Source organism: Streptomyces flaveolus, from assembly GCF_000716535.1.
In the GTDB taxonomy this organism is placed as follows: domain Bacteria; phylum Actinomycetota; class Actinomycetes; order Streptomycetales; family Streptomycetaceae; genus Streptomyces; species Streptomyces flaveolus_A.
On record NZ_JNWV01000007.1, the window covers coordinates 87,993 to 112,685 of the forward strand.

The window sequence follows — 24,693 nt, forward strand, 5'->3', positions numbered from 1 at the left end:
CCACCAAAGGGGCGCGGGGAACTGCGCGAGCGGCCACGACGCACCCGCCCCCGGCGCTCAACAGGCTCCCACGGCTCGACCCCACCCGGCCGAACCGCCGGAGGCACTCGGCAGAATGTCCCGCATGGCATCCTCACTGACCGTCGGTTTCGACCTCGACATGACCCTCATCGACTCCCGGCCGGGCATCCGTGCCTGCTACCTGGCCCTGGCGGAGCGGACGGGGACGTTCATCGACGCCGATCTGGCGGTGACCCGGCTCGGGCCGCCGCTCGCGGAGGAGCTGATCCACTGGTTCCCGGCGGACGAGGTGCCGGCGGTGGCCGACCTGTACCGGGAGATGTACCCCTCCATAGCCATCGCAGCGACGCCCGCCATGGACGGTGCCCGGGAGGCGGTCGACGCGGTGCGGGCGGCCGGCGGACGGACGATGGTGGTGACGGCGAAGTACGAGCCGAACGCCAAGCTGCACCTGGCCCACCTCGGCATCGAGCCGGACGTGGTCGTCGGCGACCTGTGGGCCGAGCGGAAGGCGCTTGCGCTGCGCGAGTACGGCGCGGGCGTGTACGTCGGCGATCACGTCGGTGACGTCCGCGGCGCCCGTGCGGCGGGTGCGTTCTCGGTCGCCGTCGCGACCGGCCCGTGCCCGGCCGACGAGCTGCGCGCGGCCGGAGCGGACGTCGTCCTGACGGATCTGTCCGCGTTCCCCGCGTGGCTCGGCGGCTACCGCGAGGCGTCCGGCGCCGCACCCCTCGCCTGACGCCGTCCGGCGGCGACGGAGCGCAGCACACCCGCGCCGGCCACGAGGAATCCGACGGCCATGAGCATGCTCAAACCGAACATGTACGTCGGAAAAGGCTTCGCTCCGAGGAACAGCGGGGCCACCGTGACGAGGGTGGCCACGGCCCCGAGGAAGAAGACGACGGCACCGGCGCGGATCAGTCGGTCGCCGGGCGCGGCGGAATTCGTTTGGGTTTTGTCACGCACCGGACCAGGGTAGTTCCCTGCGCGAGAGAACAACCGGGGGACGTCTTGTCACCCGCCCCAAGACCATTAGCCTTGGTACCGGCGGGTCATGGTCGACCCGCCCGAGTGCTATCAAGAGCCGTTTCCGAAGTAGTTTTCCGACGAGTACGAGGACGAGGACAGACGTGCCTACCGGCAAGGTCAAGTGGTTCAACAGCGAGAAGGGCTTCGGCTTTCTCTCCCGCGACGACGGCGGTGACGTCTTCGTCCATTCCTCGGTTCTCCCCGCCGGAGTCGATTCGCTCAAGCCGGGACAGCGCGTGGAGTTCGGTGTCGTCGCCGGTCAGCGCGGTGACCAGGCGCTGTCGGTGATCGTGCTCGACCCGACCCCGTCCGTGGCCGCCGCCCAGCGCAAGAAGCCGGACGAGCTGGCGTCGATCGTGCAGGATTTGACGACCCTTCTCGAGAACATCACGCCGATGCTGGAGAAGGGCCGTTACCCGGACAAGGCCTCCGGCAAGAAGATCGCCGGTCTGCTCCGCGCGGTCGCCGATCAGCTCGACGTCTGAGCCGTATCCGACGTCCGACGTCCGGCCCGCATTACGGGAAAGCGAGCGCGTCCGGGCCGAGGGGCGGCACCAGCCCCTCGGCCGCCGCGCGTGTGAGCAGTCCCCGGACCGCCGCGTAGCCGTCCTCGCCGAGGCCGGCGGTGAACTCGTTGACGTACAGCCCGATGTGCTGGTCGGCGACGGCGGGGTCCATCTCCTGCGCGTGCTCCATGACGTACGGCCGGGAGGCCTCCGGGTCGTCCCAGGCGGCGCGTACGGAGGCCCGGATCGCGTCGGCGAGCCGGCCGAGCCGCTCGGCGCCCAGCGACCGCTTGGCGATGATCGCGCCCAGGGGGATCGGCAGCCCGGTGGTGCGCTCCCAGTGCTCGCCCATGTCGGCGAGCTTGTGCAGCCCGTAGTTCTGGTAGGTGAACCGGGCCTCGTGGATGACCAGGCCGGCGTCCACCTTGCCGTCCCGCACGGCCGGCATGATCTCGTGGAACGGCATGACCACGATCTCGCCGACCCCGCCCGGCAGCGTGTCCGCGGCCCACAGCCGGAACAGCAGGTAGGCGGTCGACCTCTCGCTGGGCACGGCGACCGTGCGGCCCGTCAGGTCGACATCCACCTCCCGGGTGAGCACCAGCGGTCCGCAGCCCCGCCCCAGCGCACCGCCGCACGGCAGCAGCGCGTACTCGCCGAGGACGTACGGCAGGACGGCGTACGACACCTTCAGCACGTCGAACTCGCCGCGCTCGGCCATGCCGTTGGTGATGTCGATGTCGGCGAAGGTCACGTCCAGCGCGGGGGCGCCGGGGACGCGGCCGTGGGCCAGGGCGTCGAAGACGAAGGTGTCGTTCGGGCAGGGGGAGTACGCGATCTGCAGCGGTTCACCGGTCATGTGCGTTCCAACTCTCCAATGCGGGCGCGAGTTTCCCGAAACCCTCGGTGAGGGCGGCGAGGGCGTCACCGATGCGCCAGGCGGCGCGGTCGCGGGGCCCCACCGGGTTGGAGACCGCGCGGAGCTCCAGCACGGGCACCCCGTGCGCGGCGGCGGCCTCCGCCACCCCGAACCCCTCCATGCCCTCGGCGAGCGCGCCGGGGTGCCGGTCGCTCAGGGCGGCGGCGCGGGCGGCCGTACCGGTCACCGTGGACACGGTCAGGATCGTGCCGGTCCGGGCACCGGTGGCCTCGGACACGACTCGTACGAGTGATTCCGGCGGACGGTGGGTGATGGTCCCGAATCCGAGTTCGGTGACCGGCAGGAAGCCGTCGGCGGTCTCGGCGCCCAGGTCGGCGGCCGTGATCGCGTCCGCGACGACGAGCGAGCCGACGGGTGCCCCGGGCGGGAAGCCGCCGCCGATCCCGGCCGAGACGACCAGACCGTAGGGGCGGCCGGCCAGCGCGGCGGCGGTGAGGGCGCCGGCGGTCGTGGCGGCGGCGAGCGCCGGGCCGACCCCGGCGGCGAGCAGGTCCCAGCCCGTGGCCGTACGGATGAGGGACGCGCCCGGCAGCCGTACCTCCTCGGCCGGCGCGGGCAACGCCCGGGCCACCGCGTCCCGCTCGACGGGGACCGCGGTGGCGACGAGGACCGGGACCGGAAGAGACGTCGTGATCAGGCCTTCTTCAGCTTGAAGGACCACAAGCCCTTGTTCGTGCTCTCGCCCATCCGGATCGACAGGGTGTTGGTGTTGCCCTGGGTGCCGTACTGGACGTTGAAGAACGCGCTGCTCGGGATCGTGCGGTACGTCTCCTTGCTGGAGTCGCTGAACTGGCGGCCGTTGACCAGCACGATCCAGCCCGCGTCCGCGATCTTCGGGTCGACGCCGATGCGGACGGTCTCATCCTGACCGACCTTGATCGACTTGACGTCGTCGGCGTTCTTGACGCACTCCTTCAGCGACGTCTCGTCCAGCGCCTTGCCGTCGTTGTAGCAGAGGGCCTCGGAGTTGACCGAGTCCCCGCCGACGGTGATCGTCGCGACGGGGGTCGGCTTGTCGCAGGCCGACAGGACGAGCAGTCCGGCGGAAACGGCGCCGGCGGCGGCGACGACGCGGCGGCGTCGCGCAACGCGGTGTACATCAGCGGCTTCGCCGCGGGGCAGCGTGGTCATGGCCGAAGGCTATCGGGCGCCCTGAGCCGTCCGCCCACGTGGGGTACGGCGTGCCCGGTTCGTTACGCCACGCGTGCCGGTGCCGCCCACGGCGTCACGCCACCCGGGTCCGGGACCGGCCGCCGTGCCGGGCCGAGGCGAGCAGCCCCTTCAGCGTGCTCAGCCAGCCGACGGCCACGAACGCGGCGCCCACCAGCAGACCGACCGTGCCGTTGAGCGGCATCACGATGCCGACCGCGCCGCCGAACACCCACGCCATCTGCAACAGCGTCTCCGAGCGGGCGAACGCCGAGGTGCGCACCAGCTCGGGCACGTCCCGCTGGATCAGCGCGTCCAGCGCCAGCTTGGCCAGCGCCTGCGCGAACCCGGCGACCGCGGCCAGGCAGGCCACCAGGAACGCCCCGAAGAAGACGGCCGCGACGACCGCGGCGCCGAGCACCACCGCGACCACGGTCACGATGATGATCTCCGGCGCCCGGGACCGGAGCCAGGCCCCCACGGCCGTACCGAGGGCGTTGCCCGCGCCGGCCGCGACGCCCACTATCCCCAGCGACACCGCCGCGCTCTCCCCGGTCAGCGGGTGCTCGCGCAGCAGGAAGGCGAGGAAGAAGATCAGGAAGCCGGACAGACAGCGCAGGGCGGCGTTGGCGCCGAGCGCGTGCGTGACGGCCGGCCCGACCGTCCGCAGCCCCGGCCGCTTGGCCTGCCCCCGGTGCGGCCCGTGCAGATGCTGCTCGTCGGCCGCGAGCAGCGCCACGTCCTCCCCCTTGGCCGAGTCCACCTTGGGCGGCAGGGAGAAGGACAGGAACGTACCGGCGACGAAGATCACGAAGGCGCCGTAGAGCGGCCACGGATCACCGAGGGCGTGCAGCCCCGCCGCGACCGGCGCGGCGGCACCCGTGGCGAGCAGCCCGGCGAGGGTCACCCGGGAGTTGGCCTTCACGAGCGAGAATCGCGGTGGCAACAGCCGGGGTACGACGGCGCTGCGGACCACTCCGTACGCCTTGGACGCCACCAGCACGCCCAGCGCGGCCGGGTACAGCTCCAGGCTGCCGGTCGCCACCGCGCCCGAGATGATCAGCGAGAGCAGCGCCCGCGCCAGCATGGCCCCGGCCATCGCGGCGCGCCGCCCGTGCGGCAGCCGGTCCAGGAGAGGACCGATGACGGGCGCGAGGACCGTGAAGGGCGCCATGGTGATGGCGAGATAGAGGGCGACCCGGCCGCGCGCCTCGTCGGTCGGCACCGAGAAGAACACCGTGGACGCGAGCGCCACGGTGACCATCACGTCCCCCGCGCCGTTCACCGCGTGCAGCTCGATCAGCTTGCCCAGACCCGACTCACCCGCGCCGTGCGCGTGCGTGGCCCTGCGGATGCCCCGGGCCGCACCGGTCACGGGAAAGTGCAGGGCACGGCCGACCGAGCGGACGGCACCACCCACCCGGCCCGACCCGCCGCCTCGACCATTCGCCCTGTCCGCGGCTGCCACGACGTTCATAGTGCCCCGAGATACGGCCGGATAGTGCGGAGCGTTCGGGTGTGGCGGCACACGACCCCGGTCGGCGCAGGCAGAGGGGCGGGTGGGAATATGCACGAATCCCGTCCGGTGTAGCGTGCGTGTCTCAGCCATAACGCAGAATGGATGGCAGAGGTGCGCCCAGGCGCGCGGATGCAGACGTCGATGCGGTCCCCAGGTCCGCTCCGTCGGCGAAACCGCCGGAGGCAGCCGCACTCGACGAGACGGCGTAGGAGAGAAGCGATACCTGTGAGCGCAGCGACCACGCGAAGCCGCACCCCCGACCGCCTGTGCGCCGAGGCCGTCGACCTCGCCCGCACCGCCGCCGAGGAGGCCGCCGCGCCCGGCGTGGTCGGCGAGCACGCCGGCCTGGTGTCGGAGGGCGACCGCGTTGTCACGCACTTCTTCGAGTGCAGGGAGCTGGGCTACCGGGGCTGGCGCTGGGCGGTGACGGTGGCCCGCGCCTCCCGCGCCAAGGTCGTCACGCTCGACGAGGTCGTCCTCCTCCCCGGCCCCGACGCCCTCCTCGCCCCCGAGTGGGTCCCGTGGAGCGAACGCCTGCGCCCCGGCGACCTCGGCCCCGGCGACCTGCTCCCCACCGACCAGGACGACCTGCGCCTGGAGCCCGGCTACACGGGCGAGGAGGAGCCGCCGCCGAACTCGGTGGTCTCCGAGGAGATGCGGGAACTGGCGGAGGCCGAGGACGCCGACGTCACGCCCGGCGCCCCCGCCGCCCAGCCCGCGGCCCCGTCCCGCGGCTCCATCGCGTCCGTCGCCGAGGAACTGGGCATGCGCCGCGCCCGGGTCCTGTCCCGCTACGGCCTGCACAGCGCCGCCGACCGCTGGGAGGAGTCCTTCGGCCCGAAGACGGCCATGGCCCAGGCGGCCCCCGCGACCTGCATGAGCTGCGGCTTCCTCACCCCCATCGGCGGCTCCCTCGGCCAGGCCTTCGGCGTCTGCGCCAACGAGTTCTCCCCGGCGGACGGCCGCGTGGTCTCCCTCGCCTACGGCTGCGGCGGCCACTCGGAGGCGGCGGTCATGCCGAAGCCCCCGCAGCCGGCCGCGCCGGTCGTCGACGAGACCCGGGTCGACCCCTTCCCGCTCCGCCCGGCCCGCGACTCCGGCTCGGTCCCGGAGACCGGCGACGACGAGACGGCGGAGCTCGGCCACTCCTGAACCGCGGCCTCCGCTGCGAGACTGCTCCGGTGATCATCAGAGCAGCGCAGGAGCAGGACCTGCCCGGCTTCCTGGCCCTGGCGGGCCAGGTGGAGCACTGGTTCGGGCCGATGGTGGACGACCCCGGGTTCAGCCGGGCCGTGGCGGACGGCATCCGCGCGTCCACGGCCCTGGTCGCCGCCTCCCCGGACGGGCCCGGCCTGCTCGGCGCCCTCCTCTTCGGGAGTACGGCCCCCGCCGCCGGGGACACGGCGCCCGTCCACCACGTCCACTGGCTCGTCGTCTCGGAGCAGGCGCGCGGCCAGGGTGTCGGGCGTGCGCTCATGGCGGACGCGATCCGCGGATTCGTCCACGGACCCGCCACCATCGAGGTGGTCACGTTCGGCCCGGACCACCCGGGTGCCGTGACGAGCGGCGCCCGGGCGTTCTACGCCTCCCTCGGCTTCACCCCGGCCGAGGCGGCCGATCCCGGCCCGGAGGGCGGCTCCCGGCAGGTCTACCGCCGGTACGTCTCCTGACCCGACCCGGACCTCGGCCCACACCGTCTTCTTCGGCGCGGGCCCCGGCGCGATCCCCCAGCGCTGTGCGAGCGCGTCCACGAGGAGGAGTCCCCGTCCGGCATCGGCGTCCGGTTCCGGACGGGTGCGCCGGGGCAGCCGGTCACCGCGCGTGTCGGTCACCTCGATACGGAGCGTGTCACCGACGACGTACAGCGTCAGCCTGAAGTCCCGGCCGGCCACGCGGCCGTGGGTCGCCGCATTGGCGGCCAGCTCCGCGACGATCAGCTCCGCGGGGTCCGACGGCAGCCCCCAGGAACGTAGTTGCTCCCTGGCGAGCAGCCGGGCGAGACGGGCCCCGCGGGGCGTGGAGGACAGCCGCACCGTGAAGTTCGGGATGGGGGTGCAGATGTGGGTGGAGATTTCCTCGTTCACATCACTCAGAGTGGCGGCACCTGCTACCCCTGAACAGTGACGACGCGGTTGCGTAGAGTCACTGTCCAGCGCGTGTCCGGTGGTGTCCGGGCATGTCGAGAAGGGGGTGCTGCGGTGTGAGCGAGGAAGAGGAGCCGGGCTGGGAGGTCGAGCCGGACGACGAGTGGGGCGTCGCCGTCATCGCGACCGTCGGCCGCCAACTGAGGCTGCGCCGCGAGTCGGTGGGCATGCGGGCCGCCGACTTCGCCAGGGCCGTGGGCTACAGCGAGGACATGGTCTACAAGGTCGAGTCGGGCAAGCGGATCCCGAGAGCGGAGTATCTCGACAAGGCGGACAAGGTCCTGGACGCGGGTGGGTTGCTCGCGGCGATGAAGGAGGACGTGGAGAAGGTCCGGTATCCGAAGAAGGTTCGGGCTTTGGCGGAGGTGGAGGCCAAGGCGGTCGAGCTTCAGCTCTACGATCCGCTCAGCATCCATGGGTTGTTGCAGACGCCGGAGTACGCGCGTGCGCTCCTGATGATGCGGCGCCCGGCGTACAGCGACACCGAGATCGAGCGATACGTAACGGCACGCATGGCTCGCAAGTCCGTCTTCGAGCGGGACCCGGCCCCCGAAATCAGCTTCGTCGTGGAGGAGTGGACCCTGCGTCGGCCCCTGGGAGGGCGGGAGACGCTGCGTAGTCAGCTGCAACACCTGCTGGATGCCGCGAAGTTACGGAACGTCGAGCTTCAGGTGATGCCGATGGACCGCGAGGAGCATGCTGGAGTGGACGGGAGCATCGAGATGCTGAAGTTCGCCGACGGATCAGCCGTGGGGCGCTCGCCCGCACTGGTCAATGGCCGACCGGTCGAGGAGCCCAGGCACCTCCGTATCCTTGAGCTGCGGTACGGCATCATCCGGGCTCAGGCGCTCACTCCCCGTGAGTCGGCGACCTTCATCGAACACCTGCTGGGGGCAACATGATCCGCTGGTTCAAGAGCAGCTACAGCAGCGGCAGTGAAGGCGACTCCTGCGTCGAAGTCGGCCTCGACTGGGTCGCCACCCCCGCCCCCTCCACCATCCACATCCGGGACTCCAAGCAGGACAACGGCCCCCGCCTCACCCTCGCCCCCTCCGCCTGGACGGAGTTCGTGGCGTACGCCGCCCGGCGCTGAACTATCCGGCGAGACTCGATTCGTGGACCGTGCGCAGCCTCGCCTCCGTGCCGGTGCGTTCCAGGCGCAGGTGGGCCGAACGGCCGTTCAGCGTCAGGGTCATGAGCTGGTTGCCGAACCACGGCCCGCCCCGCTTGCGCCACCGCACCGGCGGCTTGGGGTTGCGGCCGTGCCGGGCGAGGAGGCGGCCCAGGAAGCGGGCCGGCGCGCTCCAGCCGACGCGGAAGCCGATCCGCATCGCCGCCGGCACGGAGTTGTGCACGGGTGAGCAGGTGAGCTGGACGACGGGTATGCCGAGGTCGCCTGAGCGCCAGGTCGCCTCGGCGACGTAACCGTGGTGCACGTCCCCGGAGAGCACGCACACGCTCGCCGGGGCGCCCGGTGCCGCCGCGACCTCGGCGATGAGGTCGGCGAGGTCGGCGAAGGAGCGGGGAAAGGCCGCCCAGTGTTCCAGGTCGGCCCCGCGCCGCAGCCACTCGCCGAAGCGGGCCCAGCGGGCGCCGCGTTCTCCGGCGCACAGGGCCGCGTCCCAGCCCTCGGCGTCGTGCACCAGGTGCGGCAGCAGCCAGGGCAGGGAGGTGCCGATCAGGAGGTGGTCGTAGGCCCCCTCGTCGGCCAGGACCTGCTCGCGCAGCCAGTCGGCCTCGGCCGGGTCGAGCATGGCGCGGTGGTCCTCGTCCAGGACGCGCGCGGCCCGCGAGTCGACCATCACCACCCGGACCCGGCCGAAGTCGCGCCGGTAGCTGAAGCGGACGGAGGAGGAGTCGGCGTCGGCCTGTTCGGCCAGGGCGCGCAGTGCCTTGGTGCCGTCCGGCGTGGCGCGGACGGTGGCCCAGGTGGGGTCGTCGGCCAGTTCGGCGGGGGAGAGGTTGCCGAGGTGCTGGTGGACCCAGTACGACATCAGGCCGCTCAGCAGCCGTTCCTGCCACCAGTCGGTGTCGCGCATGTCGGCGAGCCAGGAGGCGGAGGTGTTCCAGTCGTCCACGATGTCGTGGTCGTCGAAGATCATGAAGCTGGGCACGGTGGACAGCAGCCAGCGCACCTCGGGGTCGAGCCAGGACTCGTAGTAGAGGTGGCAGTACTCCTCGTAGTCGGCGACCTGTCCGCCGGGCGGCTCGTCGAGGTCGCGGCGGCCGGCCAGCCAGCGCCGGGTCTCCTCGGAGGTCTCGTCCGCGTATATCTGGTCGCCCAGGAGCAGCAGGACGTCGGGGCGCTCGGCGCCGGGGTCGGCCGACAGCCGGCGGGCCAGGGTGTCGAGGGCGTCGGGGCCCACCCGGTCCTTGCCGTCCGCCGGCGGCGCGGCCCAGCGGCACGACCCGAAGGTGACGCGGACGGCGTCACCGGCGCCGGGCGTGCGGATGACGGAGGGCGGGAAGCGGGAGTCGGGCAGGGGCCACACCGGGGCGTCGTCCAGGAACACCTCGTAGGAGGGGGAGGTGCCCGGTTCCAGTCCGGTGACCGTGACCAGCGCGTAGTGGTGCCCGGCCACCTGGAAGGTGGCGGCCGTGCCGCCCGCGCCGTCGGAACAGCGCACCCGCGCCGTGCAGGGCCCGCTCGCCTCGACCCACACGGTCGCGCGGGAGCCGTCGGTGTACCGCAGCAGCGGTCCCAGGCGCAGTTCTGCCACGTGATCGCCTTCCTGACTCACCCGTACGGAATTGAACGACCCCAGCGACGGTACAGCGACGGTGCGGGCGTCTGGGACCCGTCTGCGCGGGCACGTGTGAGGAGAACCGGGCGGGGCGGCCCGGCGAGAGGTGAGGCGGAGGTGGCGTGGCCGAGCACGAGCAGGCGACGGAGGCGGCGGAGACCCACGACGCGGTGCGCGAGGACGACCTGCTGCGGGGGTTCGCGGTGGACGACCGGCAGCCGGAGCGGCCGGTGCTGCTGGACGCCGGCGGCCGGCCGGTCGAGACATGGCGGGAGAACCACCCCTACGACCACCGGATCGGCCGGCGCGAGTACGAGCGGACCAAGCGGATCCTCCAGATCGAACTGCTCAAGCTCCAGCGCTGGGTGAAGGACACGGGGCAGCGGATCGTCGTGGTGTGCGAGGGGCGGGACGCGGCCGGCAAGGGCGGCACCATCAAGCGGTTCACCGAGCGGCTGAACCCCCGGGGCGCCCGCGTGGTGGCGCTGGACAAGCCGACCGAACGGGAGGCGGGGCAGTGGTACTTCCAGCGGTACGTCACGCACCTGCCGGCCCGCGGTGAGATGGTCTTCTTCGACCGGTCCTGGTACAACCGGGCCGGGGTCGAGCGGGTCATGGGGTTCTGCACGGAAGCCGAACACCGGCAGTTCCTGCGGCAGGCCCCGCTGTTCGAGCGGCTGCTCACCGACGACGGCGTCCTGCTGGTGAAGTTCTGGTTCTCGGTGTCGCGCGCCGAGCAGCGGACCCGGTTCGCGATCCGGCAGGTCGACCCGGTGCGCCGCTGGAAGCTCTCCCCCACCGACCTCTCCTCCCTCGACCGCTGGGACGACTACACCGCGGCCAAGGTCGACATGTTCCGGGCGACCGACACCGCGCACGCGCCCTGGACGGTCGTGAAGAACAACGACAAGCGACGGGGCCGGCTGGAGGCGATGCGCAGCCTCCTGGACCGCTTCGACTACCCGGCCAAGGACCACGCGGCGGTCGGTACCCCCGACCCGCTGATCGTCGGTGCGGCGGACACCCTGCTCGAACCGGGCGAGGAACCCACGGCCCTGTCGCCGACCCCGCTGGCCGGGCCGGGCGGCGGGCCCGGGAACCACCCGGACCCCGCGGCGACGGCCGGCCGCGGCCACAGCTGAGGAGGGGCCCGGACCATGGGGACGGTGGTGCACGTCCCGCAGACGCGGGACATGATCGGGGACGAGCTCTCCGGCGACGAGGCCTTCACCGCGCTGCGGCGCTACGGGGGCGTGAGACTGCTGCTCGACGCCTTCTCCCGGTTCCGCTACGCCGACGGCTTCACCAACGCCCGCGCCCTCGGCTTCCAGATCGTGCTGGGCATGGTGCCCTTCACCATCGCGCTCGTCGGCCTCGCCACGGCCGCGCACACCGAGAGCGTGGGGCGGATCATCGAACTGACCCTGGGCAGGATCGTGCCGGGCGCCAGCGCCGACGTGATCGGGGAGGCGCTGCGCGGCACCCGCCGCACCGCCGGCTCCGGCGCGTGGAGCACCCTCGCGCTGTGCCTGGGGCTGGTGTTCTCCGTCCTCAACCTGGCCTCCGCCATGGGCCAGGTGGAGCGGGGCGCCAACCGGATCTACGGCATCGAACGGGACCGGCCCTTCCCGCGGAAGTACGGCAGGGCCGTGCTGCTCGCCTTCGCCGCGGGCGTGCCCATGGTCCTGGGGTTCCTGGTCCTGGTCGCCGGCGGGGCCGTGAGCGCCGCGACGGCCGAGGCGCTGGGCGTCTCCGGGCCCCCGGCGTGGTGGGGCGCCCTGGAGGTGCCCGTGGGAACGGCCCTCGCCTGGATCGCCTCCGCCGTCATCTTCCGCTGGTCGCCGCGCCGGGACCAGCCCGGGTACACCTGGCTGGCGTTCGGTTCCGCCGTCCACCTGGTGCTGTGGGTCACCGCGACCTGGCTGCTGACGCTGTACGTCTCCCGCAGCGGCTCCTTCGGCGCCGTGTACGGGCCGCTCACGGCCTTCGTGGCCCTGCTGCTGTGGGCCAACCTGACCGGGGTCGCCCTGTTCCTGGGCATCGCGTTCGCCGCGCAGCTCGAAGCGGCCCGGGCCGGCCTGGGCCGGGCCGTGCGGCCGGACCCCGGCCCGGGCCCCTGAGACAGCGGCGCGTCCGTCAGGACCCCACGATCCGGCGCACGTTGTCGATCGAACCGCACCCGGCCTTCAGCCGGCGCTCGCGCTCCTCCAGGAACGCCGCGCCCAACTCCTCGCGCCGCTCCATCGCCACGTTCTCGCGCGCCCCGTTGAGGATGGTGCGCTCCTCCTCGTCGGCGTGGTGGGTGACGGCCTCCACCAGCTCCTCCAGCTTCTCGTCCCACTCCTCGGAGCCGACCTCGTCGACCTCCAGGAGGGCCAGCAGGGCATGGTTGCCCTCGTCGTGCTCGTGCTCGCCGTGCTCGACCTCTTCGTCGTCGATGTTCTTGTACCGCTTCAGGGCGGGGTAGACCTCGGCCTCCTCGGCCAGCGCGTGCGCGATCAACAGGTCGGCGAACTCCTCCAGCGCGGCCGCGCGGTCGGCTTCCACGCTGCGCATGAGGCGGAACAGCTCCTCCATGCGCCGGTGGTCCTCAAGGATCAGCTCGACGACATCCTGGGTCTCGGCCATGGGACGGCACCACTTTCGTGCGTACGGCACTACCGTGCCAACGGATGGGTCTCTACCGCCTACCCTCACCGTCCGCGTTGATGGCCTCCCGGCTCCGCGCTGTACCTTCGTCCTCACGTCGTAGAGGAGAGTCAACGTGAGCAAGTTCGTCCGGCCTGCGGCCGAGGGCGCCGACCCCTTCGGCACCGCCCGACTGCGTCGCGGCGTCCTCGACGCCTGGGCGACCAGCCCCGCCCGGTTCCGGGAGGACGCCAACGCCGAGGAGGACCTGGTCCTCGGCGGGTACCGGGACCGGCTCGTCGTCGAGCTGGCCCAGAACGCCGCCGACGCCGCCGCGCGGGCGCACGTGCCGGGGCGGTTGCGGCTCACCCTCCGCGACGGCGTGCTCGTGGCCGCGAACACCGGGGCCCCGCTGGACGCGGCCGGCGTCGAGTCGCTGTCCACGCTGCGGGCCTCCGCGAAGCGGGACACCGAGGCGACGCACGGCGCCGTCGGCCGGTTCGGTGTCGGCTTCGCCGCCGTGCTCGCCGTCACCGACGAACCGGCGATCGTGGGGCGGCACGGGGGTGTGCGCTGGTCCCTCGCCGAGGCCAGGGAGCTGGCCGCCGACACCGCCCGGCACAGTCCCGGGCTGGGGGACGAGGTGCGGCGCCGGGACGGGCACGTGCCCCTGCTGCGGCTGCCCTTCGCCGCCGAGGGCACCGCTCCGGAGCCGTACGACACCGCCGTCATCCTGCCGCTGCGCGATGCCGCCGCCGCCGATCTCGCCGAGCGGCTCCTCGGCGGCATCGACGACGCCCTGCTCCTCGCCCTGCCGGGGCTGGCGGAGGTCGTCGTGGAGGTCGACGACGAGGCCCCCCGGACGCTCAGCCGGCGTACCGACGGTCCCTTCACCATCGTGGAGGACTCCCGGGACGGCATCACCAACTGGCGCACGGGGTCCGCGAACGGGGCGCTCACGCCCGACCTCCTCGCCGACCGTCCGGTCGAGGAGCGGCTGCGCCCGCACTGGTCGGTGACCTGGGCCGTGCCCGTCGACGCCTACGGCGCCCCGGTGCGGCCCCGCACCAGCCCGGTCGTGCACGCGCCGACGCCGAGTGACGAGCCCCTGGGCGTGCCCGCGCTGCTCATCGCCTCCTTCCCGCTCGACACCACCCGCCGGCACGCGGCGCCCGGTCCGCTCACCGACTTCCTGGTGGAGCGCGCCGCCGACGCCTACGCCGAACTGCTCGCGGCCTGGCGGCCGGTGCTGCCCGGGATCATCGACCTCGTGCCGGGACCGCTCGGCAAGGGCGCGCTGGACGGGGCGCTGCGGCAGGCCGTGCTGGAGCGGCTGCCGCGCACCGCCTTCCTGCCCCCGGCCGTCGAGGCGAAGGGCGAGGACGAGCTGCCTCAGGCGCTGCGGCCCCGCGACGCCGAGATCGTGGAGGGCGCCGGCGCCGACACCGTGCGGGTGCTCGCCGAGGTGCTGCCCACCCTGCTCCCGGCCGGGCTGGAGCGGCGCGTCGAGCTGCGCACCCTCGGGGTCGCCCGGCTGCCGCTCGCCGACGCCGTCGACCGGCTCGCCGGGCTGGAGAAGGAGCCGCAGTGGTGGTGGCGGCTGTACGACAGCCTCGCCGGGGTCGACCCCGAGCGGCTGTCGGGGCTGCCGGTGCCGCTTGCTGGGGGCACCTCCCAGGCTTTCGGCTCTGGGGGAGGCAGGACGACGATCGGGCCCCGGCAGGTGCTGCTGCCCACGCCGGACGCCGCCCGGATCGATGCGGACGTGCTGGGGCGGCTCGGGCTGAAGGTGGCCCACGCGGACGCCGCGCACCCGCTGCTGGAGAAGCTGGGCGCGCTGCCCGCGACCCCGCGCGCGGTGCTGACCACCCCGCAGGTCCGGGCCGCCGTGGCGGGCTCGCTGGAGGAGGACGGCGGTCTCGACTGGGAGCAGGACGCGCCGGACGCCGAGGAACTGGCCGACACGGTCCTCGGGCTGGTGCGGGACGCGGGGCTCGAACCGGGGGACGAGCCCTGGCTGGGCGCCCTCGCGCTGCCCGACGAGGACGGGGAACTCGCGCCCGCCGGTGAGCTGGTGTTCCCCGGCAGCCCCTTCGCCCGCGTGATCCGCGAGGGCGAACTGGCCGCTGTGGACGCCGAACTGGCGGAGAAGTGGGGGGAGCAGCCGCTCGCCGCGTGCGGGGTGCTCGCCGACTTCGCGCTCGTCCGCGCCACGGACGTCGTCCTCGACCCGGACGAGCTGGAGCCCCGGGACGGCGACTACGCCGAGCCCGACGACGCCGGTCTGCTGGACGCCGTGGACGTGTGGTGCGAGGACATCCTCGACCGGTTCCCGGACAGCCCGGTGCCGCCGGTCGCCACCGAACTCGTCGCCGTCCGCGACCTGGACCTGGTGGACGACGACCACTGGCCCGAGGCGCTCGCCCTGCTGGCCCGGCCGCCGCTGCGGGACGCCCTCACCCAGCCCGTGCGCATCCTGCTGCCCGACGGCACCCACGAGGCCGTACGGCCGTACACCGCGTGGTGGCTGCGCGGGCACCCGGTGCTCGACGGGCGGCGCCCGGCCGGTCTGCTCGCCGCCGGCGGGGACCCGCTGCTGCGCGGGCTGTACGAGGAGGCCGACGCCACCGGGTTCGAGGACGAGCAGGTGCTGCGGGCGCTCGGCGTGCGCACCTCCGTCGGCGCGCTGCTGGACGAGCCCGGCGGCGCCGCCGAGCTGCTGGACCGTCTCGCCGACCCGGAGCGGCCCGTCACGCCCGCCCAACTGCACGGGCTGTACAGCGCGCTGGCGGAGCTGGAGCCCGAGCAGGTGACCCTCCCGGACGAGCTGCGGGCCGTGGTCGACGGCCGGGTGGAGGTCGTGGAGGCCGGATCGGCCGTCGTGGTCGACTCGCCGGACCTGCTGCCGTTCACCTCGGGTGTGCCGCTGCTGCCGGTCCGGCCGGCGCGGGCCGCCGAGCTGGCCGAGCTGTTCCAGGTGCGGCGGCTGAGCGAGTCCGTCACCGGCGAGGTGCACTCCGAGGGGACCGAGCACGACGTACCGGACGCGGTGCGGGTACTGCTCGGGCCGCGTACCCCGGGCACCTACGTCGAGCACGAGGAACTCGTCGTGGACGGCGTGGAGATCGACTGGCGGCTCACCGACGACGGCGTGCTGCACGCGGCCACCCTGGAGGGGGTCGCGGCGGGGCTGGCGTGGGCGGCCAGGCAGTGGCCCCGGCGGTTCGAGGTGGCCGCGCTGCTGGAGGACCCGTCGAGGACGGAGGAGCTGGCGCGGGACCGTTGGTTCGACTGACCCCACCCTTCCCGCCGGAGTCGCACAACCCTCGAACAAGTCACCACGGAATTTTCACTTCTCGTACAACCTTTCACCTTGTCCCCGCGTCACATCTGCGGAGTCACCCGACTCCCCAGTTCTCAACGTGGGGACCACACATGCGCATGCGTGCCTCTGTCGCCGTCGTCGGCGGCGCCCTGGCCCTGTCCGCCCTCGCCGTCCCGGCCGCCCAGGCCGACGGCCACTACGGCGACACGAAGATCACCAAGGTGGTCGTCGACGGCGACAACAAGGTGCAGATCGGCATCTCCAGCGCGGTGACCGTCAAGGTCAGCGTGACCGCCTCGGACAACTCGGGCATCAAGGGCGCCGAGGAGTTCACCCTCTACGGCCCCGACAACGGGTACGCGGACACGGCCAAGCCGACCTGCACCAAGGTCAACGCCACCACCTCCACCTGCACCGCCTCGGTGAAGATCGACCCGAAGACGGACTACCTCACCAACAAGAGCGCCGGCACCTGGTACGTGGACGCGTGGATCGACGCCAAGGACGGGGACTTCATCTGGAAGGAGAAGGCCGGCTCCTTCTCCTTCCAGCGCGCCGCCAGGCTCACCGCCAACGCCTCCCCGGAGCCGGTGAAGAAGGGCAAGACCGTCACCGTGACGGGCGCCCTCACCCGCGCCAACTGGGAGTCGCTGAAGTACGGCGGCTACGGCTCGCAGTACGTGAAGCTCCAGTTCCGCAAGAAGAGCTCCAGCACCTACACCACGCTGAAGACCATCAAGGCGGACACCAAGGGCAACCTGAAGACGACGACCACCGCCACGGTCGACGGCTACTACCGCTTCTCCTTCGCGGGCGGCTCGACCACCTCGGCGGTCAGCGCCACCGGTGACTTCGTCGACGTGCAGTAAGCGGCACGGTTCCCGCCCCGGGAGTGCCTGCCGTCGCTCCCGGGGCGGAACGTTCCTTCTCAGATGTGTCATGTGCTGGTAATCCGAGGCCCAAATCTGGCCGGAACGAGGTCTTGCCGTACAACCAGTCCCCTGCCTCGCGGATCTGATCGCGTGAGTCGACCGACTCCACGATCACTTCTCCCTCCAGGGGAACGCACATGCGCATACGTGCCACCGTGGCCGCCGTCTCCGGCGCCCTGGCCCTCTCCGCCTTCGCCGTCCCGGCCGCACACGCCACCGGCGACTCCGGCACGCCCTACACGCTGAACGTCAGCTTCTCGAACGTCACCATCGCCAAGGCGATCAAGGTCGGCACCACCAACGAGGTCAGTGCCACCTACTCCTACACGCTGACGCACGGTTCCGACGTGAACATCGCGGCGAAGGACTTCTACACCGACGCCTTCCTGTACAAGGGCTCGTACGACACCGCGACCGCCGAGCTGTACGGCGACAACCCGGCGACCTGCACCCCCGTCACGACGACGACGGCCACCTGCAAGGGCACCGTCGACATCTACCCGGCCGACGGCGACCTGAAGAGCGCCTGGGCCGGTTCCTGGGGCGTGGCCGCCGAGGCCGTCGCCTTCAACGGCCAGGACCAGAACAACCCCGACCTGAGCAAGGTCGGCTACAAGGACAAGAGCGGCCTCGGCAGCACCCTGGTGCAGCGCTACTCCAAGCTCACCACCAACGCGGGCCCGGAGCCGGTCGGCAAGGGCAAGACCCTCACGGTGACGGGCAAGCTGACCCGGGCGAGCTGGGACGACCACCTCTACCACGGCTACACCAGCCAGCCGGTCAAGCTCCAGTTCAAAAAGGCGGGCACGACCACCTGGACCACCGTCAAGACGGTGTACACGGACTCGTCCGGCAACCTGAAGACCACCACCACCGCGAACTACGACGGCTACTGGCGCTACAGCTTCGCGGGCACCTCGACCACCCCGGCGGTCAGCGCCACGTCCGACTACGTCGACGTGCAGTAAGCGGCATCAGACCGGACTCAGTCCGGGAAGCGGCGGCCGACCCACCTCCACAGGTACTCCAGGGCGGCCGCCGCCACCGCGGCCACGCCGACCGCCGTCCACGGCAAGGTCATCCCGACCAGCTTCAGCGCGAAGAAGCCCTGGAGCGCGGGCACGGCGAGGACCAGCAGGAAGGCCATGGCCATCGCGGCCACCAGGGCCACCCGCCACCAGGTGTAGGGGCGGGCGATGATCGCCAGGACCCACATGGAGATCAGGAACAGGGTCAGGGTGGCCGCGCTCGTCTCCGCGGCCAGGGCGCCGGGGCCGGTGTAGTGGTGGCGGGCGAGCAGGTACGTGGCGAAGGTCGCGACGCCGGCCAGCACCCCGCCGGGGATCGCGTACCGCATCACCCGGCGCACGAAGTGCGGTCTCGCCCGCTCCGTGTTGGGAGCGAGGGCCAGGAAGAAGGCCGGGACGCCGATGGTGAGCGTGGACAGCAGGGTCAGGTGCCGGGGCAGGAACGGGTACTCCACCTGCCAGCACACCACCAGCACCGCCAGCAGCACCGAGTAGACCGTCTTCACCAGGAACAGCGTCGCCACGCGCGTGATGTTGCCGATCACCCGGCGGCCCTCGGCGACCACCGAGGGCAGGGCCGCGAAGCTGTTGTCCAGCAGCACGATCTGGGCCACCGCCCGGGTGGCCTCCGAACCGGAGCCCATGGCGACCCCGATGTCCGCGTCCTTCAGGGCCAGCACGTCGTTCACGCCGTCCCCGGTCATCGCGACCGTGTGCCCGCGCGACTGGAGCGCGCCCACCATGTCCCGCTTCTGCTGCGGGGTCACCCGTCCGAAGACGGTGCCCGCGTCCAGGGCCTTCGCCATCGCCGGCCGCTCGGCGGGCAGCCGCCGCGCGTCCACGGCCGTGCCGTCCAGGCCCAGCTTCGCGGCGACCGCGCCGACCGAGACCGCGTTGTCCCCGGAGATGACCTTGGCGCGGACGTTCTGCTCGGCGAAGTAACGCAGGGTGTCGGAGGCGTCGGGCCGCAGCCGCTGCTCCAGCACGACCAGGGCGGTGGCCCGCGCGCCCCGGGCCGGCTCGGCGTCGTCCAGGTCGCGGTGCGCGCGGGCCAGCAGCAGCACGCGCAGGCCCTGCTCGTTCAGGCGCTCGGTCTCGGCCAGCGCCGGGTCGTCGGCCCCCAGGAGCACGTCCGGGGCGCCCAGCAGCCAGGTGCTGGTCTCGCCGTCGCCCTCGCTGAACGCGGCCCCGCTGTACTTGCGCGCGGAGGAGAAGGGCAGCGACTCGACGCAGCGCCAGTCGTCGCTGTCCGGGTAGGCGTCGATGATGGCCTGGAGGGAGGCGTTGGGGCGCGGGTCGGACTCGCCGAGCGCGCCGAGCACCTTGCGTATGTACGTCTCGTCCGCGCCGTCCAGCGTCCGCAGCTCGGTGACGTCCATGCCGCCCTCGGTGAGCGTGCCGGTCTTGTCCAGGCAGACGGTGTCGACGCGGGCCAGGCCCTCGATGGCCGGCAGCTCCTGCACCAGGCACTGCTTGCGGCCGAGCCGGATGACGCCGATCGCGAAGGCCACGGAGGTGAGCAGCACCAGCCCCTCGGGGACCATCGGCACGATCCCGCCGACCGTGCGGGCCACGCCGTCCTTCAGGTCGTCGTTCTTGACCACGAGCTGGGTGATGACGAGTCCGACGGCCGCCGGGACCATCATCCAGGTGACGTACTTGAGGATCGTGGAGATGCCGGTGCGCAGCTCGGAGTGGACGAGCGTGAACCGGGACGCCTCCTCGGCGAGCTGGGCGGCGTAGGCCTCGCGGCCGACCTTGGTGGCCGTGAAGGCGCCGCCGCCCGCGACAACGAAGCTCCCGGACAGGACCGGGTCGCCGGGGCGTTTGACGACGGGGTCGGCCTCGCCGGTGAGCAGCGACTCGTCGATCTCCAGCCCGTCCGCCTCCGCGCACACCCCGTCGACCACGATCCTGTCGCCGGGACCGATCTCCATGAGGTCGTCCAGGACGATCTCATGGGTGGCCACCTCCGTCGCGACCCCGTCCCGTCTCACCGTCGGCCGGGCCTCCCCGATCACCGCGAGCGAGTCCAGGGTCTGTTTGGCCCGCCACTCCTGGACGATGCCGATGCCGGTGTTGGCGAGGATCACGAAGCCGAAGAGGCTGTCCTGGATCGGCGCGACGAACAGCGTGATCAGCCACAGGACGCCGATGATCGCGTTGAACCGGGTGAAGACGTTGGCCCGGACGATCTGCCCGAGCGACCGGCTGCTGCGCACCGGTACGTCGTTGACGAGGCCCCGGCTGACGCGGTCCGCGACCTCGGCACCGGTCAGCCCCGCCGCGGGCCGCCTCGGCAGGGCCATGGGATGCACGGGGTCGAGTTCGGCGCCCGCGTCTATATGGCTCATGCAGTCGACGTTACGTGCGATTTCGCCCACCCGCCCGGCAAACGGGGGGCCAGGGGCGGAGCCCCCGGTGGCCGGTCGGCCGAACGGGCTATTCGGCCGGCGTCGTCTCCAGAGCCGCCGCCCGCTTCAGCGCGGCGTCCCGCTTGCGCACGTACCAGACGCCGATCAGTCCCAGCCCTCCCCCGGCCAGGCACGTCCACAGCCACCACAGGTGCCCGTGGTCCTCGAACCAGCCGTAGAAGGGGAGCTGGACCAGGAAGAGGACGAACCACACGAGGGTGCCGCCGGTGATCGTGGCGACCACGGGCCCCTCCAGGGGCTCCGGCGCCTCGTGCTTGGGGGTCCACTTAGCCATGCGCCCAGCTTAAGCGCCGCCACGGTCTACGCGCGGAGATAGCGATCTGGCACTCATACGTTCATACTGAAACCGTTTGTCTTTGACCACTTCTGATCGTAGGAAACTCCAACGGGGCTCGGGGGAACCCCGCTGGTGATGAGGTCCCGCATGTCCACCTCGGCACCCGCCAAGGTCCCCACCCCCGAAAAGCCGGGTGGCGCGTCCGCCTACGGCGCCCTCGACCGCTACTTCAAGATCTCCGAGCGCGGCAGCTCCCTCGCCCGCGAGGTCCGCGGCGGTTTCGCCACCTTCTTCGCGATGGCGTACATCATCGTGCTGAACCCGATCATCCTCGGCAGCGCGAAGGACATGTACGGGCACCACCTGGACAACGGCCAGCTGGTGACGGCGACCGCGCTGACCGCCGCGTTCAGCACGCTGCTGATGGGCGTCATCGGCAACGTGCCGATCGCGCTCGCCGCCGGCCTCGGCGTGAACTCGGTCGTCGCCCTCCAGCTCGCGCCGCGCATGTCCTGGCCGGACGCCATGGGCATGGTCGTACTGGCCGGCATCGTGGTGATGCTGCTGGTCGCCACCGGGCTGCGCGAGCGCGTGATGAACGCCGTGCCGTTCGGCCTGCGCAAGGCGATCGCGATCGGTATCGGCCTGTTCATCATGCTGATCGGCCTCGTCGACTCCGGCTTCGTCACCCGCATCCCGGACGCCGCCCAGACCACCGTCCCGGTCCAGCTCGGCGTCGGCGGTCACCTCACCGGCTGGCCGGTGCTGATCTTCATCCTGGGCGCGCTGCTCACCTTCGCGCTGATCGTCCGCAAGGTGCCGGGCGCGATCCTCATCTCCATCGTCGGCATGACCGTGCTCGCGGTGATCGTCAACGCGGTCGCCACGATCCCGTCCTGGGGCCTGACGGTCCCCAAGTGGCCGGGCAACCCGGTCGCCACCCCCGACTTCGGCCTGGTCGGCCAGGTCAGCCTGTTCGGCGGATTCTCCAAGGTCGGCGTGCTGACCGGCATCCTCTTCGTCTTCACGGTCCTGCTGTCGTGCTTCTTCGACGCGATGGGCACGATCATGGGCATCAGCGACGAGGCCAGGCTGACGGACGCCGAGGGCTACATGCCGGGCATCAACAAGGTCCTGTTCGTGGACGGCCTCGCGGTCGCGGCGGGCGGTGCCAGCTCCTCCTCGGCCACCACCGCCTTCGTGGAGTCCACGGCCGGCGTCGGCGAGGGTGCCCGTACCGGCTTCGCCAACGTCGTCACGGGCGGCCTGTTCGCCGTGGCGCTGTTCCTCACCCCGATCGCCACGATGGTCCCCTCGCAGGCGGCCACCCCGGCGCTGGTCGCGGTCGGCTTCCTGATCCTGTCGAACTCCATCAAGGAGATCGACTGGGCGGACTACACCATCGCGATCCCGGCGTTCGTGACGATGCTGATGATGCCGTTCACCTACTCGATCACGAACGGTATCGGCATGGGCTTCATCACCTTCACGGTGCTGCGCCTGGCCGCCGGGCGGGCCCGGGAGATCCCGCCGGCGATGTACGTCGTCTCGGCGGTCTTCGCCTTCTACTACCTGATGCCGGCCCTGGGCCTGACCTGACCGGCGGGCGTCAGGTGACGCCGTAGAACTTCTCCGTCTCCTCGACGGCGGCCTGGAACCGCTCGTCGAAGTCATCCCGAATGAGCGTCCGGACGACATAGTCCTGGACGCTCATTCCTCTTCTCGCCGCGTGGTGCCGGAGCCGTTCGAGCAGCTCCCCGTCTATCCGCAGGCTGAGCACACTGGTCCCCATGGGTACGAGGGTCGCCACATCCGGGCGCCCGACGCGTCACTTTCCGGAACCGGCTCACCCGTACGGGTGATCAGAGGGTTCAGTGGCGGGTGTCACGGGCATCCTGGGCGCGCCCGGCTGGTCTTTAGCGAGAGTAATGAGTTACGCTAAAGAACATGCCGGACCTTACCCATGGCGACGACGCAGCCGCCGTGAACGCTCTCCGCTCCGCCGTGATGCGGCTGTCCCGTCGGCTCAAGCACCAGCGGGTCGACGAGTCGCTGAGCCCCACCGAGATGTCGGTGCTCGGCACCCTCGCCCGCTGCGGCTCCGCCACGCCGGGCGAACTGGCCCGCAAGGAGCACGTCCAGCCGCCGTCGATGACCCGCATCGTCGCGCTGCTCGAAGCCAAGGGGCTGGTCCGGCTGGAGCCGCACCCCGAGGACCGGCGCCAGAAGGTCGTCACCCAGACCGAGCAGGCCGAGGCCATGCTCGAAGAGAGCCGCCGCAAGCGCAACGCCTTCCTGGCCGGCCTGGTCGAGGGCCTCGACGAGGACGAGTGGGCCGCTCTGCGCGCCGCCGCCCCCGTGCTGGAGAAACTCGCACATCTGTAAGCGCACGATCCAAGGAGGCGAACCCTTTTGAGTACGGGATCCGGAACACCTTCCGCCCCCGCACCGACCACCCCTACCACCACCCCCGTTTCCCGTAAGTCCTCGATGTTCAGCTCGCTGAAGATCCGGAACTACCGCCTCTTCTTCATCGGCCAGGTCGTCTCCAACACCGGCACCTGGATGCAACGCATCGCCCAGGACTGGCTGGTCCTCAGCCTCACCGGCTCCTCCGCGGCCGTCGGCATCACGACGGCCCTTCAGTTCCTGCCGATGCTGCTGTTCGGTCTCTACGGCGGCGTCCTCGTGGACCGCCTGCCCAAGCGCCCCGCCCTGCTGGTCACCCAGACCGCGATGGCCGTCACCGGTCTCGCGCTCGCCGCGCTGACCCTCTCCGGCCACGTCCAGGTCTGGCACGTCTACGTCGCCGCCTTCGCCGTCGGCCTCGCCACGGTGGTCGACAACCCGGCCCGGCAGTCCTTCGTCTCCGAGATGGTCGGGCCCGAGCAGCTCCAGAACGCGGTCAGCCTGAACTCGGCGAACTTCCAGTCCGCCCGCCTGGTCGGCCCCGCCGTCGCCGGCCTGATGATCACCGGTGTGGGCACCGGCTGGGCGTTCCTCGCCAACGGCCTGTCCTTCGCCGCGCCGATCGCCGGCCTGCTGCTGATGCGCGCCCGCGAGCTGCACGTGGTCGAGCGCGCACCGCGCGGCAAGGGCCAGCTGCGTGAGGGACTGCGGTACGTGGCGAAGCGGCCGGAGCTGATCTGGCCGATCGTGCTCGTGGGCTTCATCGGCACCTTCGGCTTCAACTTCCCGGTGTGGCTGTCCGCCTACGCGGACGACGTCTTCCACGCCGGAGCCGGTGCCTACAGCCTCTTCAACACCCTGATGGCCGTCGGCTCCCTGGTCGGTGCCCTGCTGGCCGCCAGGCGCGGCACGGCCCGGCTGCGCGTGCTGATCGCCGCCGCGCTGGCCTTCGGCACGCTGGAGACCGTCGCCGCGGTGGCGCCGTCGTACTGGCTGTTCGCGCTGCTCATGGTCCCGATCGGGGTCTTCGGTCTGACGGTGAACGTCACCGCGAACACCGCCGTGCAGATGGGCACCGACCCGGCCATGCGCGGCCGGGTGATGGCCCTGTTCATGATGGTGTTCATGGGCGGTACGCCGCTCGGCGCGCCGGTGGTCGGCTGGATCACCGACACCTACGGCGCCCGGGTCGGCTTCGCGGCCGGCGGTGTGGTGTCGGCGGTGGCGGCCGCGGCGATCGGCCTGGTCCTCGCCCGCATCGGCGGCCTGCGCCTGTCGGTGGGCTGGCACCACGGCCATCCGCGGGTCCGCTTCGTGCCGCGCGAACGGGAGCAGCTCGCGACCGCCGCGTGAGCCTCCCGGCCGCACAGGTGCGGCAGCCGGGCCCGGGCCGGCCTCGACGTCCCCGGTCTGAAGGGCACGCCCGATGGTGCGGGCCTCCTGGGCGAGCCAGGTGCCGCCGACGACGGCCCAGGTGGCCGGCGGAGGTCAGCGCGGCGGAAGCGGTGCGGGACGGGCGTAGGGCGCGTGCGGTCAGCGCGCCGAGGGCGACGGCGCCGCCGGCGCACACGGCGGTGTGCAGGGCACCCCGGCCGCGGTGGTCGTGG

The 24,693-nt window shown here is 72.0% G+C and carries 24 protein-coding genes and 2 pseudogenes; 14 read left to right on the forward strand and 12 right to left on the reverse strand.

All coding sequences use genetic code 11. The annotated features are described in order from the left end of the window. Window positions 1-115 precede the first annotated feature (115 nt). Window positions 116-760, forward strand: coding sequence for an HAD family hydrolase (locus OO52_RS09170; RefSeq protein WP_030643011.1), 645 nt, complete (start codon window positions 116-118; stop codon window positions 758-760). Here OO52_RS09170 and OO52_RS09175 read toward each other — a convergent pair. Continuing rightward, window positions 724-987, reverse strand: coding sequence for a hypothetical protein (locus OO52_RS09175; RefSeq protein WP_030643009.1), 264 nt, complete (start codon window positions 985-987; stop codon window positions 724-726). The two genes, OO52_RS09170 and OO52_RS09175, sit on opposite strands and share 37 nt — an antisense overlap. A 164-nt stretch (window positions 988-1,151) precedes the next feature. On the opposite strand from OO52_RS09175, the gene OO52_RS53940 reads away from it, so the two are divergent. Further along, window positions 1,152-1,535, forward strand: a complete 384-nt coding sequence (locus tag OO52_RS53940) for a cold-shock protein (RefSeq protein WP_030643007.1) — start codon at window positions 1,152-1,154, stop codon at window positions 1,533-1,535. A 31-nt stretch (window positions 1,536-1,566) separates the two neighbouring features. Here the strand turns inward: OO52_RS53940 and OO52_RS09185 are convergent, their stop codons facing one another. From OO52_RS09185 to OO52_RS09200, 4 genes are all read right to left on the reverse strand, one after another. Beyond that, window positions 1,567-2,415, reverse strand: a complete 849-nt coding sequence (locus OO52_RS09185) for a 1,4-dihydroxy-6-naphthoate synthase (protein ID WP_030643006.1) — start codon at window positions 2,413-2,415, stop codon at window positions 1,567-1,569. Then, window positions 2,405-3,157 carry a futalosine hydrolase gene (locus OO52_RS09190; protein WP_199819911.1) on the reverse strand — a complete coding sequence of 251 codons (753 nt, stop codon included), beginning with the start codon at window positions 3,155-3,157 and terminating at the stop codon, window positions 2,405-2,407. Before OO52_RS09190 ends, OO52_RS09185 begins: the two co-directional genes overlap by 11 nt. Further along, window positions 3,130-3,627 (reverse strand): DUF2771 family protein, encoded by a 498-nt coding sequence (locus tag OO52_RS09195; RefSeq protein ID WP_030643004.1) that lies wholly within the window; start codon window positions 3,625-3,627, stop codon window positions 3,130-3,132. The genes OO52_RS09190 and OO52_RS09195 overlap by 28 nt, the downstream gene beginning before the upstream one ends. A 94-nt stretch (window positions 3,628-3,721) precedes the next feature. Next, window positions 3,722-5,122: an MFS transporter gene (locus OO52_RS09200; RefSeq protein ID WP_234317250.1), complete on the reverse strand. Its 1,401-nt coding sequence runs from the start codon at window positions 5,120-5,122 to the stop codon at window positions 3,722-3,724. A 267-nt stretch (window positions 5,123-5,389) separates the two neighbouring features. Between OO52_RS09200 and OO52_RS09205 the strand changes: the two genes are divergently transcribed. Further along, window positions 5,390-6,316 (forward strand): DUF3027 domain-containing protein, encoded by a 927-nt coding sequence (locus OO52_RS09205; protein WP_030643002.1) that lies wholly within the window; start codon window positions 5,390-5,392, stop codon window positions 6,314-6,316. 29 nt (window positions 6,317-6,345) lie between these two features. Continuing rightward, the gene (locus OO52_RS09210) at window positions 6,346-6,834 is read left to right on the forward strand and encodes a GNAT family N-acetyltransferase (protein ID WP_030643001.1); all 489 of its coding nucleotides are present in this window, start codon (window positions 6,346-6,348) and stop codon (window positions 6,832-6,834) included. A gap of 6 nt (window positions 6,835-6,840) precedes the next feature. Here the strand turns inward: OO52_RS09210 and OO52_RS46985 are convergent. Continuing rightward, window positions 6,841-7,248, reverse strand: a pseudogene (locus OO52_RS46985) (ATP-binding protein); the annotation flags it as partial. A gap of 92 nt (window positions 7,249-7,340) precedes the next feature. On the opposite strand from OO52_RS46985, the gene OO52_RS09215 reads away from it, so the two are divergent. Continuing rightward, window positions 7,341-8,210: a helix-turn-helix domain-containing protein gene (locus tag OO52_RS09215; protein ID WP_030642999.1), complete on the forward strand. Its 870-nt coding sequence runs from the start codon at window positions 7,341-7,343 to the stop codon at window positions 8,208-8,210. Further along, the gene (locus OO52_RS09220) at window positions 8,207-8,401 is read left to right on the forward strand and encodes a DUF397 domain-containing protein (protein WP_030642997.1); all 195 of its coding nucleotides are present in this window, start codon (window positions 8,207-8,209) and stop codon (window positions 8,399-8,401) included. The genes OO52_RS09215 and OO52_RS09220 overlap by 4 nt, the downstream gene beginning before the upstream one ends. Before the next feature lies 1 nt (window position 8,402). On the opposite strand, the gene OO52_RS09225 is transcribed toward OO52_RS09220, so the two are convergent. After that, window positions 8,403-10,028 carry an alkaline phosphatase D family protein gene (locus OO52_RS09225; RefSeq protein WP_030642995.1) on the reverse strand — a complete coding sequence of 542 codons (1,626 nt, stop codon included), beginning with the start codon at window positions 10,026-10,028 and terminating at the stop codon, window positions 8,403-8,405. Between the two features lie 146 nt (window positions 10,029-10,174). Between OO52_RS09225 and ppk2 the strand changes: the two genes are divergently transcribed. After that, window positions 10,175-11,194, forward strand: coding sequence for a polyphosphate kinase 2 (gene ppk2, locus OO52_RS09230; RefSeq protein WP_030642994.1), 1,020 nt, complete (start codon window positions 10,175-10,177; stop codon window positions 11,192-11,194). Window positions 11,195-11,209: 15 nt separating this feature from the next. Further along, window positions 11,210-12,172 (forward strand): YihY/virulence factor BrkB family protein, encoded by a 963-nt coding sequence (locus OO52_RS09235; RefSeq protein ID WP_030642992.1) that lies wholly within the window; start codon window positions 11,210-11,212, stop codon window positions 12,170-12,172. A 16-nt stretch (window positions 12,173-12,188) separates the two neighbouring features. On the opposite strand, the gene OO52_RS09240 is transcribed toward OO52_RS09235, so the two are convergent. After that, entirely contained in the window at window positions 12,189-12,680 is a 492-nt protein-coding gene (locus tag OO52_RS09240; protein WP_030642990.1) for a hemerythrin domain-containing protein, read from the reverse strand. A 136-nt stretch (window positions 12,681-12,816) separates the two neighbouring features. On the opposite strand from OO52_RS09240, the gene OO52_RS09245 reads away from it, so the two are divergent. From OO52_RS09245 to OO52_RS09255, 3 genes are all read left to right on the forward strand, one after another. Further along, window positions 12,817-15,975 (forward strand): sacsin N-terminal ATP-binding-like domain-containing protein, encoded by a 3,159-nt coding sequence (locus OO52_RS09245; protein WP_030642988.1) that lies wholly within the window; start codon window positions 12,817-12,819, stop codon window positions 15,973-15,975. A gap of 140 nt (window positions 15,976-16,115) precedes the next feature. Beyond that, window positions 16,116-16,874 carry a hypothetical protein gene (locus OO52_RS09250; protein WP_030642986.1) on the forward strand — a complete coding sequence of 253 codons (759 nt, stop codon included), beginning with the start codon at window positions 16,116-16,118 and terminating at the stop codon, window positions 16,872-16,874. Between the two features lie 200 nt (window positions 16,875-17,074). Then, on the forward strand, window positions 17,075-17,905 hold the full coding sequence (locus OO52_RS09255) for a hypothetical protein (RefSeq protein ID WP_030642985.1): 831 nt from the start codon (window positions 17,075-17,077) through the stop codon (window positions 17,903-17,905). 17 nt (window positions 17,906-17,922) lie between these two features. Here the strand turns inward: OO52_RS09255 and OO52_RS09260 are convergent, their stop codons facing one another. After that, window positions 17,923-20,319 carry an HAD-IC family P-type ATPase gene (locus OO52_RS09260; protein ID WP_030642984.1) on the reverse strand — a complete coding sequence of 799 codons (2,397 nt, stop codon included), beginning with the start codon at window positions 20,317-20,319 and terminating at the stop codon, window positions 17,923-17,925. A gap of 88 nt (window positions 20,320-20,407) precedes the next feature. Beyond that, a complete protein-coding gene (locus tag OO52_RS09265) occupies window positions 20,408-20,674 on the reverse strand; it encodes a DUF2530 domain-containing protein (RefSeq protein WP_030642983.1) in 267 nt (88 codons plus the stop codon). Window positions 20,675-20,824: 150 nt separating this feature from the next. On the opposite strand from OO52_RS09265, the gene OO52_RS09270 reads away from it, so the two are divergent. After that, window positions 20,825-22,276, forward strand: coding sequence for an NCS2 family permease (locus tag OO52_RS09270; protein WP_030642982.1), 1,452 nt, complete (start codon window positions 20,825-20,827; stop codon window positions 22,274-22,276). Window positions 22,277-22,286: 10 nt separating this feature from the next. On the opposite strand, the gene OO52_RS09275 is transcribed toward OO52_RS09270, so the two are convergent. Next, window positions 22,287-22,469: a ribbon-helix-helix protein, CopG family gene (locus OO52_RS09275; RefSeq protein WP_030642981.1), complete on the reverse strand. Its 183-nt coding sequence runs from the start codon at window positions 22,467-22,469 to the stop codon at window positions 22,287-22,289. Window positions 22,470-22,624: 155 nt separating this feature from the next. On the opposite strand from OO52_RS09275, the gene OO52_RS09280 reads away from it, so the two are divergent. Continuing rightward, window positions 22,625-23,062, forward strand: coding sequence for a MarR family winged helix-turn-helix transcriptional regulator (locus OO52_RS09280; RefSeq protein ID WP_030642980.1), 438 nt, complete (start codon window positions 22,625-22,627; stop codon window positions 23,060-23,062). 105 nt (window positions 23,063-23,167) lie between these two features. Continuing rightward, window positions 23,168-24,439, forward strand: coding sequence for an MFS transporter (locus OO52_RS09285; RefSeq protein WP_030642979.1), 1,272 nt, complete (start codon window positions 23,168-23,170; stop codon window positions 24,437-24,439). Here the strand turns inward: OO52_RS09285 and OO52_RS52550 are convergent. After that, window positions 24,433-24,689, reverse strand: a pseudogene (locus OO52_RS52550) (cobalamin biosynthesis protein); the annotation flags it as partial. The gene OO52_RS09285 and the pseudogene OO52_RS52550 sit on opposite strands and share 7 nt — an antisense overlap. Between the last annotated feature and the right edge of the window lie 4 nt (window positions 24,690-24,693).

Bases quoted from the DNA above. Each gene is read 5' to 3' on its own strand.
- OO52_RS09215 (WP_030642999.1), top strand. From the start codon at position 7,341: ATGTCGAGAAGGGGGTGCTGCGGTGTGAGCGAGGAAGAGGAGCCGGGC.
- OO52_RS09240 (WP_030642990.1), bottom strand. From the start codon at position 12,680: ATGGCCGAGACCCAGGATGTCGTCGAGCTGATCCTTGAGGACCACCGG.
- OO52_RS09265 (WP_030642983.1), bottom strand. From the start codon at position 20,674: ATGGCTAAGTGGACCCCCAAGCACGAGGCGCCGGAGCCCCTGGAGGGG.
- OO52_RS09270 (WP_030642982.1), top strand. From the start codon at position 20,825: ATGTCCACCTCGGCACCCGCCAAGGTCCCCACCCCCGAAAAGCCGGGT.
- OO52_RS09220 (WP_030642997.1), top strand. From the start codon at position 8,207: ATGATCCGCTGGTTCAAGAGCAGCTACAGCAGCGGCAGTGAAGGCGAC.
- OO52_RS09185 (WP_030643006.1), bottom strand. From the start codon at position 2,415: ATGACCGGTGAACCGCTGCAGATCGCGTACTCCCCCTGCCCGAACGAC.
- OO52_RS09285 (WP_030642979.1), top strand. From the start codon at position 23,168: ATGTTCAGCTCGCTGAAGATCCGGAACTACCGCCTCTTCTTCATCGGC.
- OO52_RS09280 (WP_030642980.1), top strand. From the start codon at position 22,625: ATGCCGGACCTTACCCATGGCGACGACGCAGCCGCCGTGAACGCTCTC.
- OO52_RS09275 (WP_030642981.1), bottom strand. From the start codon at position 22,469: ATGGGGACCAGTGTGCTCAGCCTGCGGATAGACGGGGAGCTGCTCGAA.
- OO52_RS09255 (WP_030642985.1), top strand. From the start codon at position 17,075: ATGCGCATACGTGCCACCGTGGCCGCCGTCTCCGGCGCCCTGGCCCTC.
- OO52_RS09250 (WP_030642986.1), top strand. From the start codon at position 16,116: ATGCGCATGCGTGCCTCTGTCGCCGTCGTCGGCGGCGCCCTGGCCCTG.
- OO52_RS09195 (WP_030643004.1), bottom strand. From the start codon at position 3,627: ATGACCACGCTGCCCCGCGGCGAAGCCGCTGATGTACACCGCGTTGCG.
- OO52_RS09235 (WP_030642992.1), top strand. From the start codon at position 11,210: ATGGGGACGGTGGTGCACGTCCCGCAGACGCGGGACATGATCGGGGAC.
- OO52_RS09260 (WP_030642984.1), bottom strand. From the start codon at position 20,319: ATGAGCCATATAGACGCGGGCGCCGAACTCGACCCCGTGCATCCCATG.
- OO52_RS09170 (WP_030643011.1), top strand. From the start codon at position 116: ATGTCCCGCATGGCATCCTCACTGACCGTCGGTTTCGACCTCGACATG.
- OO52_RS09200 (WP_234317250.1), bottom strand. From the start codon at position 5,122: ATGAACGTCGTGGCAGCCGCGGACAGGGCGAATGGTCGAGGCGGCGGG.